This window comes from Stenotrophomonas sp. STEN225, assembly GCF_056756445.1.
On the sequence record NZ_JBRRBV010000019.1, the window covers coordinates 19,842 to 35,775 of the forward strand.

Below are 15,934 nucleotides of genomic sequence, written 5' to 3' on the forward strand. Positions count from 1 at the left end.
CGATGAACCGACCTCTCCTGACAGTGGCCTGCCTGCTGGGCACCGCACCCGTGTTCGCGCAGGACGGCGGCGACCCTGCGCGCGATCCGGCGAAGACCGAGGTGTGGACGCCGGTTCCCGCGGTCGTGGCGACGCCGCCGGGCCGCGCGCCCTCCGATGCGATCGTGCTGTTCGATGGCAAGGATCTGTCGCGCTGGGAGTCGGAGCAGGGCGGACCCGTGCCCTGGACCGTTGCCGATGGCGCGCTGACCGTGGTGCCCGGCAGCAAGGGCATCCGCACCAGGCAGCGCTTCTGCGATGTCCAGCTGCATGTCGAGTGGCGCACGCCCACCGCGACCGCCGGATTCGACGGTCAGCACCGCGGCAACAGTGGCATCTTCCTGCAGGAGGTGTACGAACTGCAGGTGCTCGACAGTTACAACAACCCGACCTATGCCAACGGCCAGGCCGGATCGATGTACAAGCAGGCCATTCCGTTGGTGAATGCCTCGCGTGCGCCCGGCGAGTGGCAGGCCTACGACATCATCTGGAAGGCCCCGCGCTTCTCGGCAGGCGGCGGGCTCACCTCGCCGGCCCGCATCACCGTGCTGCACAACGGTGTGCTGGTGCAGGACGACACGGTGCTGGCGGGCAAGACCGAGTACATCGGCGCGCCTTCCTACGCGCCACATGCCTGTGCGCCGCTGTACCTGCAGGAGCACGACGCCAGGGTGAGCTACCGCAACATCTGGGTGCGCGAGCTGTAGCGCACCCTCATGCCTACTTCGCCAGGTAGCTGGCGATGTTGTCGATCTCCTGCTGCGACAGCTGCGGGAAGGGGGGCATCAAGCCGCCGCCCTGCTTGATCTTGTCCTTGATCTGCGCAGGCTGAAGCCGTTTGCTGACGTCGGTGAGCGCAGGGAACGTCGGTGGCACGCCGGCGCGCTCCGCACCGTGGCAGGCCACGCAGTGCGTTGCGTAGAGCTGCGCTCCGGCAGCAGGGTCTTCCTTGCACCACGCCGCAGCGGCCAGCAGGGTGCCGCACAGCGCGACAGTCACTTTCAGAATCGTTTTCAAGCAAGGCTCCTTCGCGGGCTAGCGCTGTGCACCGGCAGGTACGCGGGCAGTCAGGTGTTCACGCAGATAGTCCGCACCGGTGCGGATGACGGTGGCTGGATCGCGGGGTTGGTCATGCTCGAGGATGTACCACTGCACGCCGGCCGTGGCGGCGGCGGGCAGGATCGCTTTCCAGTCCAGGACGCCCTGGCCCACGGCGGCGAAGCCGCCTTCATCCTCAGCCTGGCCCTTCGGGGCATTGTCCTTGGCGTGCACCGCGAACAGGCGGCCTTTGAATCGGCCCAGCATCACCACCGGGTCATGGCCGGCCCGTGCGACCCAGGCCAGGTCCAGCTCGGTCTGCAGATCGGGGCCGGCCGCGGCGAACAGCAGTTCCAGTCCGGTCGTGCCATTGAAGTCGACCAGCTCGAAGTCGTGGTTGTGATAGGCCAGACGCATGCCCTTGGCACGGGCCTGCTTCGAGAGCTGGCCCAGTTCCTTGCCCAGCGCCGTCCAGCCGACAGCGTCGGTGGGGCGGTCTTTCTCGGCCAGATAGGGCACCACCAGCGTGGTGTTGCCGATGGCCCGGTTGAAGGCGACCACGCCATCCAGGTCACTGCGCAGATCGGCCAGCTGCGTGTGCGAGGAAATCGCCTTGATCGAATACTTGTCGAGCAGCTGCTTGAGTTCGGCAGCGCTGACATTCTGCGTACCGACTGTTTCCACGGCGCGCACGCCGGCGTCGTGGACGATCTTCAGCTGCTGGTCGAGCGAGCCGGCATTGCGCAACGTGTACATCTGCACCGCGATGGGCGTGTGCAGGTCGGTGGCATCGCGCGCGAAGGCGGGCAGGGCAACGAGCAGCAGCAGTGCAAGGCTTGCGGTCCTGCGGATACGGATGTTCATCAGGCAGTCCTCCGGGAATTCAATCGATGGCCGTCCAGGCACGTGACCTGGCGGATGCGATGACACGTGTGACGATCCGCGCCGAGCGCAGGCCGTCATCGAAGGTGGGCAGGCCCTCCGGCTGCTCGCCTGCAATGGCACGGTAGGTGTCGGCGACAAACGCTTCGAAGCAGTTGCCATAGCCCTGCGCGTGTCCGGCCGGCAAGACCGACAATCTGCGTTGTTCGGCGCTGCCGGCACCGGGCCCGCGCACGAAGCTATCCTCGCGCTGGTCGGGCCGGCCGATCCACAGCCGCTCGGCATCTTCCTGATTGAAGGCCACGCTGGCCCTGGCGCCGTCAATCTCGAACCACAGCCGGTTGTGGCGTCCGGCCGAAACCTGGCTGACCGTCAACGAGGCGAGCGTACCCGCACTCGTGCGCAACATCGCCGTGGCCACATCCTCGCTGGAAACAGCGTGCGTCGTGCCGCCGGCGGCCGGCGTGGTGAAGCTCTGCCCGGTGACCGCGCCGCGCTCGGCGATGACGGTGGCGAACGCGGCACTGACCTCGGCGAAGCGTTCGCCGCTGACCCATTCCACAAGGTCGCACCAGTGCGAGCCGATATCGGCGAACACGCGCGAGGTGCCGCCCAGCGAGGGGTCGACACGCCAGTTGTTGCTGGCCGGATCCAGCAGCCAGTCCTGCAGGTAGCTGCCGTGGATCAGGTGCAGTGGCCCCAGCTCGCCCTGCGCGATGCGTGCGCGTGCCTCGCGGACCACCGGGTGATAGCGGTAGACGAAGGGGACCGTAGCGACCAGACCGGTCCTGGCGGCCAACGCGGCCAATGCCTGGGCGTCGTCCAGGGTGGTGGCCAGTGGCTTCTCGCAGATCACGTGCTTGCCGGCTTCCAGCGCGGCCTGCGCCATGGCGCGGTGCAGATGGTTGGGCGTGCACACATGCACGACCTGCACCTGCGGATCGCTGACCACCTCCTCGATATCGCGGTAGGCATGCGCGACGTTCCACGCCTGCGCCACCTCCTGTGCGCGCTGCGGGGAAGAGGCCGCCACGCCGCGGACCTCGGCCCCGGCCAGCAGTGCCGCGCGGCGATGCACCGCACCGATCATGCCCGTGCCGACGATGGCGATTCCAAGCTTGGACATCCGATGGGTTCCTCAGGGTGCGGTGGGAGCGGGCGCGACAGCGGGGCGGTCGCGGAACAGCAGCAGGAAGGCGATCAGCACCACCAGTGCGACGCCGGCCGGGAACAGCCAGATCTGCTGCCAGTCCGGACCCGCCGCCGTGGTGAAGTGCTCCACCACCGCACCGGACAGGAACGTGCCGATCAGCATGCCTACGCCGTACGTCGCCAGGGTGATGAAGCCCTGGGCGCTGCTGCGCACGTCGGGGCCGGCGTGTGCGTCGGTATAGATCTGGCCGGTGACGAAGAAGAAGTCGTAGCAGATGCCGTGCAGCACGATGCCGATCACCAGCAGGGAGAACGCACCGCCGGCGTCGCCAAAGGCGAACATCACATAGCGCACCACCCACGCAGCCATGCCTACCGCCAGCATGGTCTTTACCCCCAGGCGGACGAACAGGAACGGCATGGCCAGCATCAGCAGCACTTCCGAGACCTGGCCCAGCGACTGCAGGCCGGCCGCGCCGCGCACGCCGAGGTCGTTGAGATACGGATTGGTGAAGTTGTAGTAGAACGCCAACGGAATGCAGATGGCGATGGAGGCGAGGAAGAACACCAGATAGGAGCGCGACTTCAGCAGCCGCAGCGAGTCCAGGCCCAGGATCTGCCCCAGTCCCGCATCGCGCTGCCTGGCCAGCGGCGGTGTGTGCGGCAGGGTGAAGGCATACAGACCCAGGGCCAGCGACGCCATCGCCGCCATGCGGAAGGTCAGTTCGAGCCGATGCGCCTGCTCCCAGCCCAGCCAGCCGATCAGCACGCCGGCCACGATCCAGCCGACACTGCCGGCCACGCGCACCAGCGGGAACTGCTTCTCAGGCGACTGCATATGGCGCATCGCCACGCTGTTGGCCAGGGCCAGCGTCGGCATGAAAAGCAGCATGTAACCCATGACACAAGCGAAGAACGTGTTGAAGTCCGTCGCCGTGGATGCGAACCACATCAGCACCGCACCGGCCAGGTGCAGCACCCCGAGAATGCGCTGCGCCGCAAAGTAGCGATCGGCTATCAGGCCGACCAGGAACGGGGCGACGATGGCACCGATGGACTGGCTGAGGAAGGCGGTGGCCACCTGGCTGGCGCTGGCCTGCAGCGGGCCCTGCACCAGATACGTCCCCAGGGTCACGAACCACGCGCCCCAGATGAAGAACTGCAGGAACATCATCGCGCCCAAGCGCGACATGGCGTGCGTCATGGCTTGCCCTCCCGGGGCGGTAGTGGCTCAGAGTCCCAGCATGCGGCGCAGTGATTCCGGCGGCGTGCCGCTGCCGGCGAAGTCGTCGAAGGCATGTTCGGTCACGCGGATGATGTGGTCACGGACGAAGGCGGCTCCCTCGCGTGCGCCGTCCTCCGGGTGCTTCAGGCAGCACTCCCACTCCACGACCGCCCAGCCCGGGAAATCGTACTGCGCGAACCGGGAGAAGATCGCCTTGAAGTCGATCTGGCCGTCGCCGAGCGAGCGGAAGCGCCCCGGCCGGTCGATCCAGTCCTGGTAACCGCCATAGACGCCGCTGCGCGCGCTGGGCCGGAATTCCGCGTCCTTGACGTGGAAGATGCCAATGCGATCGTGATACCGGTCGATGAAGCCCAGGTAGTCGATCTGCTGCAGCAGCAGGTGGCTGGGGTCGTACAGCATCTTCGCGCGTGGGTGGTGGTCCACCACATCGAGGAAGCGCTCGAAGGTGGCACCGTCGTGCAGATCCTCACCCGGGTGGATCTCGAAGCACAGGTCCACGCCGCTGGCGTCGAACGCCTCCAGGATGGGGCGCCAGCGCCGGCCGAGTTCGGCGAAGGCTTCTTCCACCAGTCCCGGTGGGCGTTGCGGCCAGGGATAGAAGTAGGGCCAGGCCAGCGCGCCGGAGAAGGTGGCATGCGCGGTCAATCCCAGGCGTTGGCTGGCGCGGGCGGCCAGCTTCAACTGTTCCACCGCCCAGGCTTGGCGCGCGGCGGGGTTGCCGCGCTTGTCCACCGGCGCGAAGCCGTCGAACAGGCTGTCGTAGGCGGGGTGGACGGCGACCAGCTGTCCCTGCAGATGGGTAGACAGCTCGGTGATCTGCAGGCCATGGTCGGCCAGCATGCCGCTGATGTCGTCGCAGTACGCCTGGCTGCGCGCGGCCTCGGCCAGATCGAACAGATGCGGCGCGTTCGTCGGCACTTGTACGCCACAATAGCCCAGGCCCGCGGCCCAGCCGGCCAGCGTGTCCAGCCGATCAAAAGGAGGTGTTTCGCTGATGAACTGCGCCAGGAACAGCGCCGGACCCTTGAGCGTCTTCAACGTGGTTCGCCCGCGATGCAATCGATTGCATTACCCTAGCAGGGTCTCCCGCAAACCCTGTTGTGCACTGCACAGCGGAAACAAGAACTGACGCCATGGCCACCATCTACGACATCGCCAAGCACGTCGGCGTCTCCGCCGGTACGGTGTCGCGGGCGCTGTCCCGGCCGGACAAGGTGCTGCCGGCGACGCGCACGCGCATCGAACAGGCCGCCGCCGCGCTGGGCTATGTGCCCAACACGGTCGCCCGCACGCTGAAGACGCAGCGCAGCGGCAAGATCCTGGTGACCGTGCCGGACATTGCCAACCCGTTCTTCGCACAGATCCTGCAGGGTGCCGAAGACGCGGCCCAGGCCGTCGGCTACGCGGTCCTGCTGGGCGACACCCAGCATCGACCCGACCGCGAGGAGCGCTATGCGCAGATGCTCCGTCGCAACGAGGCCGATGGCCTGATCGTGCTGGGCCATCGCCTGCCGCCTACCGCGCGCGCGATCGTCGAGCAGCAGGGCGCCGCCGCGCCGGTGGTCAACGGCTGTGAATTCGACCCCGCGCTGGGCCTCCCCAGTGTCCACATCGACAACGCTGCCGCCGCGCGTGCGGTGATGGAGCACCTGTACGGACTGGGACATGAGCGGATCGCCGTGGTGGGCGGGCCCCCCGACAACCCCCTGCACCAGCAGCGGCTGGAAGGGGCACGGGCGGCGGGCAGGGCGCGCGGCCGACTGCGCCAGTTGAGTGTTGTGCCGGGTGACTTCTCCGTCGAATCCGGCCATGCGGCGGCGACGGCACTGCTGGCCGCCGCATCGGCGCCGACCGCGATCTTCTGCTTCAGTGACCAGATGGCGCTGGGAACCCTGGCGGCCTGCCGGGAACTGGGCGTCCGCGTGCCCGAGGAACTGTCCATCGTCGGTTTCGACGATCTGGCGTCGTCGCGTTACCTCACGCCGCCGTTGACGACCATCCGGCAGCCCATGCGGGAGATCGGCGACCGCGCAGTCAAACTGCTGCTCGCCATCATCGAAGGTGTCGATGTCCCGCTTCAGCAGACGCTGGATTTCAGTCTGATGCTGCGCGGCTCGACAGCACCGCCCGGGCGCAGGTGAAGGCAGCAGGCAGGAACCCCGGCAGGCCTGCGCCTGCCGGGGATGTTTCATTGCCTGTGATCAGAAGCGCTGGCCCCAACTCCATTCATTTCGGTGTCCGGAGCGTTCCACTACCATGGGCCACCCCGCCCGGACCCATGCCATGCAAGACGCCCTCGTTGCCCAGCCCCGGCCCCCCGTTGCAAGGATCGCGGCCTGGTCATTGATGCTGCTGGGGATGTGGCTGGTACTGAAGCTGGGCCTGGTGGTGACGCTGCTGTCGGGCCTGCTGGTGTTCCAGTTGACCCACCTGCTGGCGTCGACAGTGGAGGGGCGCCTGCCGCCCGGGCGCGCGCGTGCGATCGCGGTGATCGTGCTTTCGGCCGTCATCATCGGCGTGCTCGTGCTGGCCGGCATCGGCGTGGCGTCCTTCTTCCGCACCGAAACCGGCGGGCCGGATGCGCTGCTGGCGCGCCTGATGGACATCCTCAACACCTCGCGCCACCAGGTGCCGGCGCTGCTGCAGCCCTATATTCCCGAGGACATGCCGGCACTGCGTGCGGCATTGAACGAGTGGGCGGCAGAGCACCAGCGGCAGCTGGGCGTCGCCGGCACATCGGCGGTGCAGATCGGCGTGCGCGTGCTGATCGGCATGGTGCTCGGGGCGATGATCGCGCTGTACGACGAGCTTCCGTTGCCGACGATGGGGCCGCTGGCGCACGAACTGATCGGCCGTACCGGCCGCCTGGCGACCGCATTCCGCCAGGTGGTGTTCGCGCAGGTGAAGATCTCCCTGCTCAATACCGTGTTCACCGCGATTTTCCTGCTGGGGGTGCTGCCGCTGTTCGGCGTGCACCTGCCGCTGTCGAAGACGCTGGTACTGATCACGTTCATCGCCGGCCTGCTGCCCGTGGTGGGCAACATCATCTCCAATACCGTCATCACCATCGTTGCCCTGTCGGTATCGTTCTACGTTGCGGTGGTGGCGCTGCTGTACCTGGTGGTGATCCACAAACTCGAGTACTTCCTCAATGCCCGCATCGTCGGTGGCGAGATCCAGGCCCGTGCGTGGGAACTGCTGCTGTCGATGCTGGTGATGGAAGCCGCCTTCGGCCTGCCGGGGCTGGTCGCTGCGCCGGTGTTCTATGCCTATGTGAAACGGGAACTGGTGGACCAGCGCTGGATCTGACGGTTGCCGGTGCCAGCGGGCGCCACTGCAGCGCCACGGTGGACGCTTGTGGGTGCCGCCAGCCGGCAGCTACAGTGACCCGCACTTCAGGGGAATGGTGAATGGCCCGCAAGGTGTCGCCGATCGGGTTACGGACCTGGGTCTGGATCCTGGCCGGGCTGTTCGTGGTCTGCACGCTGCCCTTGATGGTCATCGCCCTGGTCCAGGGCACGCTGCGCTGCACCGCAGCGGAGGACAACCTCGTCAGCCTGCACCGGTTGCGACAGACCTTTGATCTGGCCAATCTGGCCTCGGCCGAGCGCGGGCCTGCCAACAGCCTGCTCGGCAGCGATTGCGCCGATGCCGGCGAACGCGCGCGGCTCGCGGCGGGGCTGGCACAGGCGCGAAAGCGGGTCGATGTGGCGATGACGCAGATGGATGCCGTGATCCTGTCCGGGCCCTCCCTGCCTGACGAGCGCCGCACCCTGTTCGAGGCCCAGCATCAGCTCCGTCAGGCGCGCGCGGCGGTGGACCGGGTCGTGGCCAAGCCGGCAGACGCGCGGACGGTCGACGACGTGGAGCATGCGATCAACAGCATGTTCATGGTGACCGATCGCCTGCATCGCCTGGGTTCGGCGCAGATCAACGTGCTGGTGGCCACCGGCCGCGAAGCGGCGATTCCGGCGATCCAGGGCCAGATCCTGATGGACCTGCGCGAGCATGGCGGCCGACTGGCGTCGAATGTGATGGCACCGGTGGCGGTTCCCGGGGCCTGGCGCGTCCGGCAGGTACGCGCGGCGCAGCAGACCGAGGGCCGCCTGCTCGAGCTGTGGCGGCTGGCAGCCAGCCACGAGTCGGTGTTCCGCAGTGATCCTGAGCTGTCCTGGCACTGGGACATGGCACGCCGACAGTTCTTCGCCGAGTCGCTGCCGATGATCGAACAGCTGATCGAGGACGGTCGCCATGGACGGCCTCCGCCGTGGAGCACCGCGGAATTCACTGCGCGCTACGTTCCGACGCTGCAGTCACTGGAGGCGCTGCGCGACGGCTACCTGAGCATGTCCATCGTTCGCTTCGAACAGGCACGGAATCGTGAGGCGACACGGCTGGCCGTGTTGTGGGCCACCGCGCTGGGCACGCTGGCGGTGCTGGGCGTGGCCCTGCGCATCGCCCACCGGCAGATCCTCAGGCCGCTGCTGCAGGCACAGGAACAGGTGGTGCAGATTGCGTCCGACGCGCCGGGCCCTGCGCAGCACGTCACTCATCCATTGGCAGAGATGCAGCGGCTGTTCGACGCGATTGAAGTGCTGCGCGAGACCTCACGTGAACGTTCCGCACTGACCAGCGAACTGCGCCAGCTGGCCGGCACCGATGCGCTGACCGGGTTGCTCAATCGGCGCGCGCTGGACGAACACGTGCAGCAGCGGCACGCCGCAGGCAACGTCATGGCGGTGGTGATCCTGCTCGACGTCGATCATTTCAAGGCAATCAACGACGGCCAAGGCCACGCCGCAGGCGACGAGGTACTGGTGCAGGTTGCGCAGCTGCTGCGCAGGCACCTGCGGCACACCGACAGCATCGCCCGCTACGGTGGCGAGGAGTTCCTTGTGCTGCTGGCGGATGGGGATCTCGGCGCGGGTGGCCGGTTGGCCGAATCGCTGCGCGTCGCACTGCAGCAGTCGGATATCGTGCTGGGCAATGGCAACGTGCTGCGTGTAACTGCCAGTTTCGGTGTGGCCGAGGGCAGTACCGATGCACTGGGCTGGCGTTCCCTGCTGCGTGCTGCCGATGCCGCCATGTATCGGGCCAAGGCGCAGGGACGCGATCGGGTAGGGATTGCCGGTGCACGCTGAGTGCCACGGCGCTGGCGACGCCGGTCATGGCGGTACATCAGGGGCAGCATGCCCCCTTGCGCCGCACTTCATCTGCATCGCACAGGGCGCGGCCTAGACTTGCAGCCTGACACTGCAGGAGCCCGCCATGTCCGTCGATCCCGCCTTGGCCAGCGCGCAGCCGGCGTCCGTGCTGGCGCGCACCGACGCCGATGCGCCACGCCCTCCGTCGCTGCGGCGCCGCGGTGATGGTCGTGTGGCTGTGCAGTGAGATCGGCCGTGGCGATGCTGGAGATTCCCACGCTGCATACCGCACGGTTGCGCCTGCGCCCGCAACGGCTGGAGGATTTCAACACCTATGCGAGCTTTCTTGCATCGCCCCGTGCGCGCGGCATGGGCGGTCCATTTGGTGAGGTCGCGGCCTGGGGACAGTTCTGTCACGACCTGGCCAGCTGGCCCTTGTTCGGCCACGGCGCGCTGATGATCGAACGGCGCGACAGCGGCGCCTGCATTGGACAGGTCGGCATCAATCACGGCCCGTTGTTTCCGGAAAAGGAACTGGGCTGGCTGTTGTACGACGGCCACGAAGGGCAGGGCTTCGCCAGCGAGGCCGCGGCCGCCCTGCGCGACTGGGCGTTCACATCGCTGCAGTTGCCGACGCTGGTGAGCTACATGGCGCCGGACAACCTCGCGTCGCAGGCCGTGGCCCGGCGGCTGGGCGGGGTGCTGGATGCGGACGCGCTGCGCGTCGATCCGGACGATCTGGTGTTCCGCTACGCGCGTTGAGTTCGGACAGTAAACCCCTCGGCAGTTTGCGGAACACGGCAACGGCGTTTCATCCCGCCTTCTATGGACTCAGCGAAGCGAGGCTTAACCGGTCCAGGCACCGGGAACCGCCAGTTCGGGCGCGAGCGCATGTTCGACTGCGCGCCGCAGCAGTGCAGGGGCGATGTAATGCCGGTGCACGCCATCGATCAACGCCATGTAGACACGCCCGAAGATGTTGCGGGTCTGCACACGCGTGCCAAGGCTGATATCGATGCGGCCGTCGGTATGCCGCTGCACGCGGACACTGCTGCGGAAGCGCAGGTGGCGATCGTCGGCGCCCAGCAGTACTTCGGCATAGCGGCCATGTGCATCGACCTGTGAATCCAACACGGGATAGCGGCCCGCAAAGAGCTGCGTGTGATCGCTGCATGCCAGCGACGAGACCGGGCAGCCCAGCCGCGCGGTGCGCAGCCCCAAAGGAGCCACCAGCCAGTTGCGCACCGCCATCAGCTGGCTGACGCCGCCCGGTGGGTTGCACAGGAAGCCTTCCAGCACGTTTGCCAGCAACTGCGAAACAGGTGGCTGCTGCAACTGAGCACCGTCCAGCCGGAGCACCGTCAGATCATGGTAGTTGCTGGACTGCAGTGCTTTGCCCAGCAGTCCGTCATCGCTGGGCGCGCGGGACTCGATGGTAAATGGAAGGGGGGCACGTTCGACGAAGCCACGCAGTGGACGCAGATTGATCCGTCGCAGCGGGCCGAGCAACGCCCGGGTACGGGCGCACAGGGACGCGCACAGGCTGGGAGGTGCGGCCTGCAGCGAGAGACGCAGCAGCGGGGTGGCCGCCAACGTGGCCATGGTGGGCCAGTGCACCTCGGGAAGCACCTCAGTCAAGCTGGGAATATCAGCACCGTTGCGTTGCACCTGCGCTCTTGTTTCAGCGCTCATCGCACCGGCCAGTTCGTTGCTGTGGCAAGACAGTGCGAACAGGGCAGGGTGGCCAGGATGGTTCGATACAAACTGGTGCCAGGTACCTCCGCCAAATCGAACGGTGAAAAGGCAGTCCGGTGGGATCTGGACGCGACGCAGCGAGCGCAGGAGCGCGACGGGATCGATTGCGAGCTGTGCATCGGAGGCCATCGCGAAACGCAGCTCAGCGCCTGCGCTGCCGGCGATGGCGGTGAACATGCGTGGGCCGGCGTGGCGATGGAACGGATGTCCGCCTTCGCCGACCATGAAACTGTACAGCGAGGACGCATCGCCGTACTGCAGATGCATGCCACCGAGCCGTGCAGAGGGCTCATCGAGTGCATCGATGAAGGCGGGGTGGTGGCGCTGACGCTGGCTGGCATCAGCCACCAGCGCGTCTCCGGCACCGATGCCGAGCTGTGCGATCAGTGTGACTTCAACGGGGCCGCCGCCCTCCTGAGCCGCAAGCTGTACACCTGGAAACGAGCGGCTGTCGTGGGTCGGTCCAGGCATCGGGCGGCTCCTCAGGGGGCGGGTGACTTGCGGCGTGCGCGCGCTTCGCGCTTGAGTGGGCCGCCCACCGGGCAGACTTCGGCAGCCCACGAGAACAAGGTGTTGGCAAGCCGGTCGGGCACCTGTCGGAAGTACACGTACTGGCCACGCTTCTCGCGTTCGATCAGACCTGCCTCTTCAAGGATGCGCAGATGGTTGGACAGTGCCGGCTTGCTGAAATCGAAGCGCTCGGACAGTTCGCCCGCACTGAGTTCACCGGCGCTGAGATAGGCCAGGACCTGCCGCCGGGCGGTTGAGGCGAGTGCTTCGAAGATGCGATCCATGAGAATGTGATTAACTAATTAGTTAATTAATAATCAAATCGTCACTGGGGTGTCAAGTGCGGAGGCGGGTTCGAAGCTCGCGTGCAACAGCGCCGACGTTCAGCCTTTCACTTCGGGATGTGGTATATCGTTTATCGATAAATCCACCCCGGGGCGGCAGGGCCACCCCAATACCGGAGGCCGCTTGACCGCTCGTCCCGCCCGCGCCAGACCCGCGCGAGGCTTGTTCACCCTGGCCCAGACCGCCGTGCAGGCCGTGCGGGCCATGTGCTGGCTGGGCATCCTGGCCGCACTGCTGGCCGTGCCGCTGGTCGCCTACGACCGCCGCTGGCTGCTGGATGCCGTGCATGATGCACGTACTGCCGCCGCCCACGGAGGCGATCTGTTCCTGCACTTCTGCATCGGCCTGGGCACCATCGTTGCCCTGCTGGTGCTGTGCCTGGTGTTCCTTCGACACCTCGCGCGGATGCTGAGGTCCGCTGCCCGCGAACGCCCCTTCACCCATGCCAATGCCCGGCGCCTGCAGCGCATGGCCTGGTTGATGCTGGCGATGGAACTGCTGTCGATCGTGATCGGCCTCTACGCTGCCTGGATGGGGCCTGATTTCGCCTGGATGGAGGTGGGCGGAGGCATGTCCATCACCGGTCTGGTCGCGGTACTGATGCTGTTCGTGCTGGCGCGCGTGTTCGCGGTCGGCGCGGCGATGCGCGACGACCTGGATGGCCTGATCTGATGGACCTGACCTGATGGCCGTAGTGATCACGTTGGACCGCATGCTGCAGGCGCGTGGCATGACCCTGTCCGAGCTGGCGGGGCGCATCGACATCACGCTGGCCAATCTGTCCATCCTGAAAACCGGCAAGGCCCGCGCCATCCGCTTTTCCACGCTGGATGCCATCTGCCGGGAGCTGCAATGCACACCCGGCGACCTGCTCGGCTACGACCCGACGCAGGCGCACGATGGCGGCTGAAGCTTTTGTTTTTCCCCCTGACCTACTGACGAAACGGACCCGAAATGGAATGGTTGGCTGACCCCTCGATATGGATGGGACTTGCAACCCTGGTAGTGCTCGAGATCGTGCTCGGCATCGACAACCTGGTGTTCATCGCGATCCTTGCCGACAAACTGCCGCCGCACCAGCGCGACCGTGCGCGGGTGATCGGCCTGACGCTGGCGCTGCTGATGCGGCTGGTGCTGCTGGCCGCGCTGGCGTGGATCATGAAGCTGACCGAGCCGCTGGTCACGCTGTTCGGTCACAGCTTCTCCGGACGCGACCTGATCCTGCTGGGCGGTGGCCTGTTCCTGCTGTTCAAGGGCACCATGGAGCTGCATGAGCGGCTGGAGGGCCGCAGTCACCAGGAAGACGGCAAGAAGGTCTACGCCAGTTTTGCCATGGTGGTGGCACAGATCGTAGTGCTGGACGCCGTGTTCTCGCTGGACTCGGTGATCACTGCCGTGGGCATGGTCGACAACCTGGGCGTGATGTATGCCGCGGTGACCATCGCGATGGCACTGATGCTGGTGGCCAGCAAGCCGCTGACCCGCTTCGTCAACAAGCATCCCACGGTGGTGGTGCTGTGCCTGGGCTTCCTGTTGATGATCGGCTTCAGCCTGGTCGCCGAGGGGCTGGGTTACAAGATTCCAAAGGGCTACCTGTACGCGGCGATCGCGTTCTCGATCCTGGTGGAAGCCTTCAACCAGTGGGTGCGCTTCAACCGCGAGCGCAACGAGCGTCGCCAGCCGTTCCGTCAGCGCACTGCCGATGCCGTGCTGCGCCTGCTGGGCGCCCGTCCGGCCAATGGCCACGACGATGCCAGCGAAGAAGACCACGGTGATCCGGAGGAACGCCTGCAGCCGGCCGAGCACGAGATGATCCGCAGCGTGCTGGGCCTGGCTGACCGGCCTGTGTCCAGTGTGATGACCGTGCGCGCCGACGTGCAGTGGATCGATCTGGCGCGCGGCCAGGACGACGTGGTGGCGCGCCTGGTGGCGTCGCCGCACACGCGCCTGCTCGTGGGCGAGGGTGATCTGGACAGCCTGCGTGGTGTGGTGCAGAGCCGCGACCTGCTGGCCGACCTGCTGCAGGGCAGGCCGCTGCAGCTGGAAGCCAACCTGCGCCAGCCGCAGTACGTGCTGTCCAGCGCCAGCGCGTTGCAGGCGCTTGAACTGATCCGCCTGCACCCGGTACCGCTGGCGGTAGCGGTGGACGAGTACGGCAGTGTGGAAGGCCTGGTGACCGCCAATGACCTGCTGGCGGCGATCGCGGGCGATCTGGTCGATACCCAGGACGAGCGTTACGGCGTAGTGGCGCTGGACGAGGGCCAATGGGAGGCCGACGGCGCGTTGACGCTGGATGACCTGCAACGGCTGGCCGGCGTGTCGCTGCCCCGCAGTGCCGACTACATGACCATCTCCGGCCTGGTGCTGGATCAGCTTGGCCGCCTGCCGGATGTGGGCGATGCGGTCGAAGTAGCGGATGCCCGCATCACCGTACTGGCCATGGAGAAGCGGCGCATTGTCCGCCTGCGGGTGGAGCGCCTCGGGCTTCCGTAGCGTCCAGCGTGCTCGACTGCGAACTGAGCAGCCGGGCATGGCCCGGCTCTACACAACGCTGTCCGCAGCCGTCACCATGGCGGGCTCTTGTCTTCGTCCAGGAACGTCGCAGTGCTGAGTACGATTGGTTTGCTGATGGGCGTGTATGTGGCCCTTCGCCTGTTCTGGCCGCTGCGCCTGCCCGTGTGGTTGAAGGTACTGCTGTCCCTGCTGCTGGTCGCCATCGCCGTCCAGCTGCGGATCGTGGCCACGTTCTGGGGCACGATGGCCTCGCCGGAAATCCCCAAGCTGGCCATCGCCGTGCTCGCCACCGGCTCCACTGCGGTACTGCTGCTGGCACTGGTGATGCTGGTAATGGACGTGGGCCTGCTTGGCGCGTGGGTTCTGCGCAGGCCCCGTGTGACCGCAGCGCTGCGCGCGCCGTGGCTGCGCCCGGGCGCAGGCCTGCTGGCTCTGCTGGTCAGTGCCTGGGGCGTGAGCCAGGGCATGGCGGTGCCCAAGACCCGACAGATCGAGGTGGCCGTTGCCGGCCTGCCTGCCGCGTTCGAGGGTTACCGCGTACTGCAGCTTACCGACATCCACGCCAGCCGCCTGCTGACCGGCGACTGGGTGCGTCAGGTCGTGGCCGAAAGCAATGCCCTGACGCCCGACCTGGTCGTCATCACCGGCGACCTGATCGATGGCACCGTGCAGGCACGGCGCAATGACTTCCGGCCCCTGGGTGAACTGAGGGCGCCGGACGGGGTGATCGCCATCACCGGCAATCACGAGTACTACGCCCAGTACAGCGAATGGATGCAGGCGTTCCGTGCGCTGCACATGCAGGTGCTGGAGAACAGCCACGTGCAGGTGCGGCGGGGGGATGCAACGATGACGATCGCCGGTGTCACCGATCCGGTGGCCGCGCGCTATGGCCTGCCGCTGCCCGATCTGGAGGCGGCGCTGGCGGGTGCGGATCCGGCCGCCCCGGTGATTCTGCTCGACCACCGCCCACGCAATGCGAAGGACGCGGCCGCACGCGGGGTCAAGCTGCAGCTGTCCGGCCATACCCATGGCGGCCAGATCCTCGGCATGGACCAGCTGGTGAAGCGTGCCAACGGCGGTTTCGTCTCCGGACGGTACCGCGTCGATGACATGACGCTGTATGTGAGCAACGGTGCGGGACTGTGGGCCGGCTTCCCGGCACGCATCGGCGTGCCCTCGGAGATCACCCTGATCACCCTGCGCCGCGCACCCTGAGCCGTCTGCGGTCCGCGCCCGTCGTGCAGCGGATCCACCGTGCCGTCACCCGCGTGGTGGCACCCTGCGTGCAGACCGCAGACAGGGAAAC

The 15,934-nt window shown here is 66.9% G+C and carries 17 protein-coding genes; 10 read left to right on the forward strand and 7 right to left on the reverse strand.

The genetic code is table 11. From position 1 onward, the window contains the following. Positions 1-2 precede the first annotated feature (2 nt). Positions 3-746, forward strand: a complete 744-nt coding sequence (locus ACVOJ1_RS16350; RefSeq protein WP_065182393.1) for a 3-keto-disaccharide hydrolase — start codon at positions 3-5, stop codon at positions 744-746. Between the two features lie 13 nt (positions 747-759). On the opposite strand, the gene ACVOJ1_RS16355 is transcribed toward ACVOJ1_RS16350, so the two are convergent. The 5 genes from ACVOJ1_RS16355 to ACVOJ1_RS16375 are packed head-to-tail and all read right to left on the reverse strand — an operon-like array spanning position 760 to position 5,395. Continuing rightward, positions 760-1,056 carry a c-type cytochrome gene (locus tag ACVOJ1_RS16355; RefSeq protein WP_053516691.1) on the reverse strand — a complete coding sequence of 99 codons (297 nt, stop codon included), beginning with the start codon at positions 1,054-1,056 and terminating at the stop codon, positions 760-762. 18 nt (positions 1,057-1,074) lie between these two features. After that, on the reverse strand, positions 1,075-1,941 hold the full coding sequence (locus ACVOJ1_RS16360; protein WP_346480653.1) for a sugar phosphate isomerase/epimerase family protein: 867 nt from the start codon (positions 1,939-1,941) through the stop codon (positions 1,075-1,077). A gap of 19 nt (positions 1,942-1,960) precedes the next feature. Then, positions 1,961-3,085 carry a Gfo/Idh/MocA family protein gene (locus ACVOJ1_RS16365; protein ID WP_346480654.1) on the reverse strand — a complete coding sequence of 375 codons (1,125 nt, stop codon included), beginning with the start codon at positions 3,083-3,085 and terminating at the stop codon, positions 1,961-1,963. Positions 3,086-3,097: 12 nt separating this feature from the next. Next, positions 3,098-4,315 (reverse strand): nucleoside permease, encoded by a 1,218-nt coding sequence (locus ACVOJ1_RS16370; protein ID WP_346480655.1) that lies wholly within the window; start codon positions 4,313-4,315, stop codon positions 3,098-3,100. A 27-nt stretch (positions 4,316-4,342) separates the two neighbouring features. Further along, the gene (locus tag ACVOJ1_RS16375; RefSeq protein WP_065174573.1) at positions 4,343-5,395 is read right to left on the reverse strand and encodes a sugar phosphate isomerase/epimerase family protein; all 1,053 of its coding nucleotides are present in this window, start codon (positions 5,393-5,395) and stop codon (positions 4,343-4,345) included. Between the two features lie 95 nt (positions 5,396-5,490). Between ACVOJ1_RS16375 and ACVOJ1_RS16380 the strand changes: the two genes are divergently transcribed. The 5 genes from ACVOJ1_RS16380 to ACVOJ1_RS16400 all read left to right on the forward strand — a co-directional run bounded on the left by ACVOJ1_RS16380 (position 5,491) and on the right by ACVOJ1_RS16400 (position 10,263). Further along, positions 5,491-6,498: a LacI family DNA-binding transcriptional regulator gene (locus ACVOJ1_RS16380; protein ID WP_279942309.1), complete on the forward strand. Its 1,008-nt coding sequence runs from the start codon at positions 5,491-5,493 to the stop codon at positions 6,496-6,498. 142 nt (positions 6,499-6,640) lie between these two features. After that, positions 6,641-7,666: an AI-2E family transporter gene (locus tag ACVOJ1_RS16385; protein WP_322522849.1), complete on the forward strand. Its 1,026-nt coding sequence runs from the start codon at positions 6,641-6,643 to the stop codon at positions 7,664-7,666. Positions 7,667-7,767: 101 nt separating this feature from the next. Continuing rightward, positions 7,768-9,498 (forward strand): GGDEF domain-containing protein, encoded by a 1,731-nt coding sequence (locus ACVOJ1_RS16390; RefSeq protein WP_346480656.1) that lies wholly within the window; start codon positions 7,768-7,770, stop codon positions 9,496-9,498. Positions 9,499-9,625: 127 nt separating this feature from the next. After that, positions 9,626-9,748 carry a hypothetical protein gene (locus ACVOJ1_RS16395; RefSeq protein WP_258391157.1) on the forward strand — a complete coding sequence of 41 codons (123 nt, stop codon included), beginning with the start codon at positions 9,626-9,628 and terminating at the stop codon, positions 9,746-9,748. A 14-nt stretch (positions 9,749-9,762) separates the two neighbouring features. Further along, the gene (locus ACVOJ1_RS16400; protein ID WP_346480657.1) at positions 9,763-10,263 is read left to right on the forward strand and encodes a GNAT family N-acetyltransferase; all 501 of its coding nucleotides are present in this window, start codon (positions 9,763-9,765) and stop codon (positions 10,261-10,263) included. 84 nt (positions 10,264-10,347) lie between these two features. On the opposite strand, the gene ACVOJ1_RS16405 is transcribed toward ACVOJ1_RS16400, so the two are convergent. Then, positions 10,348-11,727 (reverse strand): DUF2867 domain-containing protein, encoded by a 1,380-nt coding sequence (locus ACVOJ1_RS16405; protein WP_262219203.1) that lies wholly within the window; start codon positions 11,725-11,727, stop codon positions 10,348-10,350. Positions 11,728-11,738: 11 nt separating this feature from the next. Beyond that, entirely contained in the window at positions 11,739-12,056 is a 318-nt protein-coding gene (locus tag ACVOJ1_RS16410) for an ArsR/SmtB family transcription factor (RefSeq protein ID WP_196768758.1), read from the reverse strand. A 259-nt stretch (positions 12,057-12,315) separates the two neighbouring features. Between ACVOJ1_RS16410 and ACVOJ1_RS16415 the strand changes: the two genes are divergently transcribed. The 4 genes from ACVOJ1_RS16415 (at position 12,316) to ACVOJ1_RS16430 (ending at position 15,843) form a co-directional block, all read left to right on the forward strand. Continuing rightward, positions 12,316-12,783, forward strand: a complete 468-nt coding sequence (locus ACVOJ1_RS16415) for a DUF2975 domain-containing protein (RefSeq protein WP_065174736.1) — start codon at positions 12,316-12,318, stop codon at positions 12,781-12,783. Positions 12,784-12,796: 13 nt separating this feature from the next. Continuing rightward, positions 12,797-13,021 (forward strand): helix-turn-helix domain-containing protein, encoded by a 225-nt coding sequence (locus tag ACVOJ1_RS16420; protein WP_065174577.1) that lies wholly within the window; start codon positions 12,797-12,799, stop codon positions 13,019-13,021. A gap of 44 nt (positions 13,022-13,065) precedes the next feature. After that, positions 13,066-14,604, forward strand: a complete 1,539-nt coding sequence (locus tag ACVOJ1_RS16425; protein ID WP_065174578.1) for a TerC family protein — start codon at positions 13,066-13,068, stop codon at positions 14,602-14,604. 111 nt (positions 14,605-14,715) lie between these two features. Next, on the forward strand, positions 14,716-15,843 hold the full coding sequence (locus tag ACVOJ1_RS16430) for a metallophosphoesterase (RefSeq protein ID WP_346480658.1): 1,128 nt from the start codon (positions 14,716-14,718) through the stop codon (positions 15,841-15,843). The last annotated feature ends 91 nt before the right edge of the window (positions 15,844-15,934 follow it).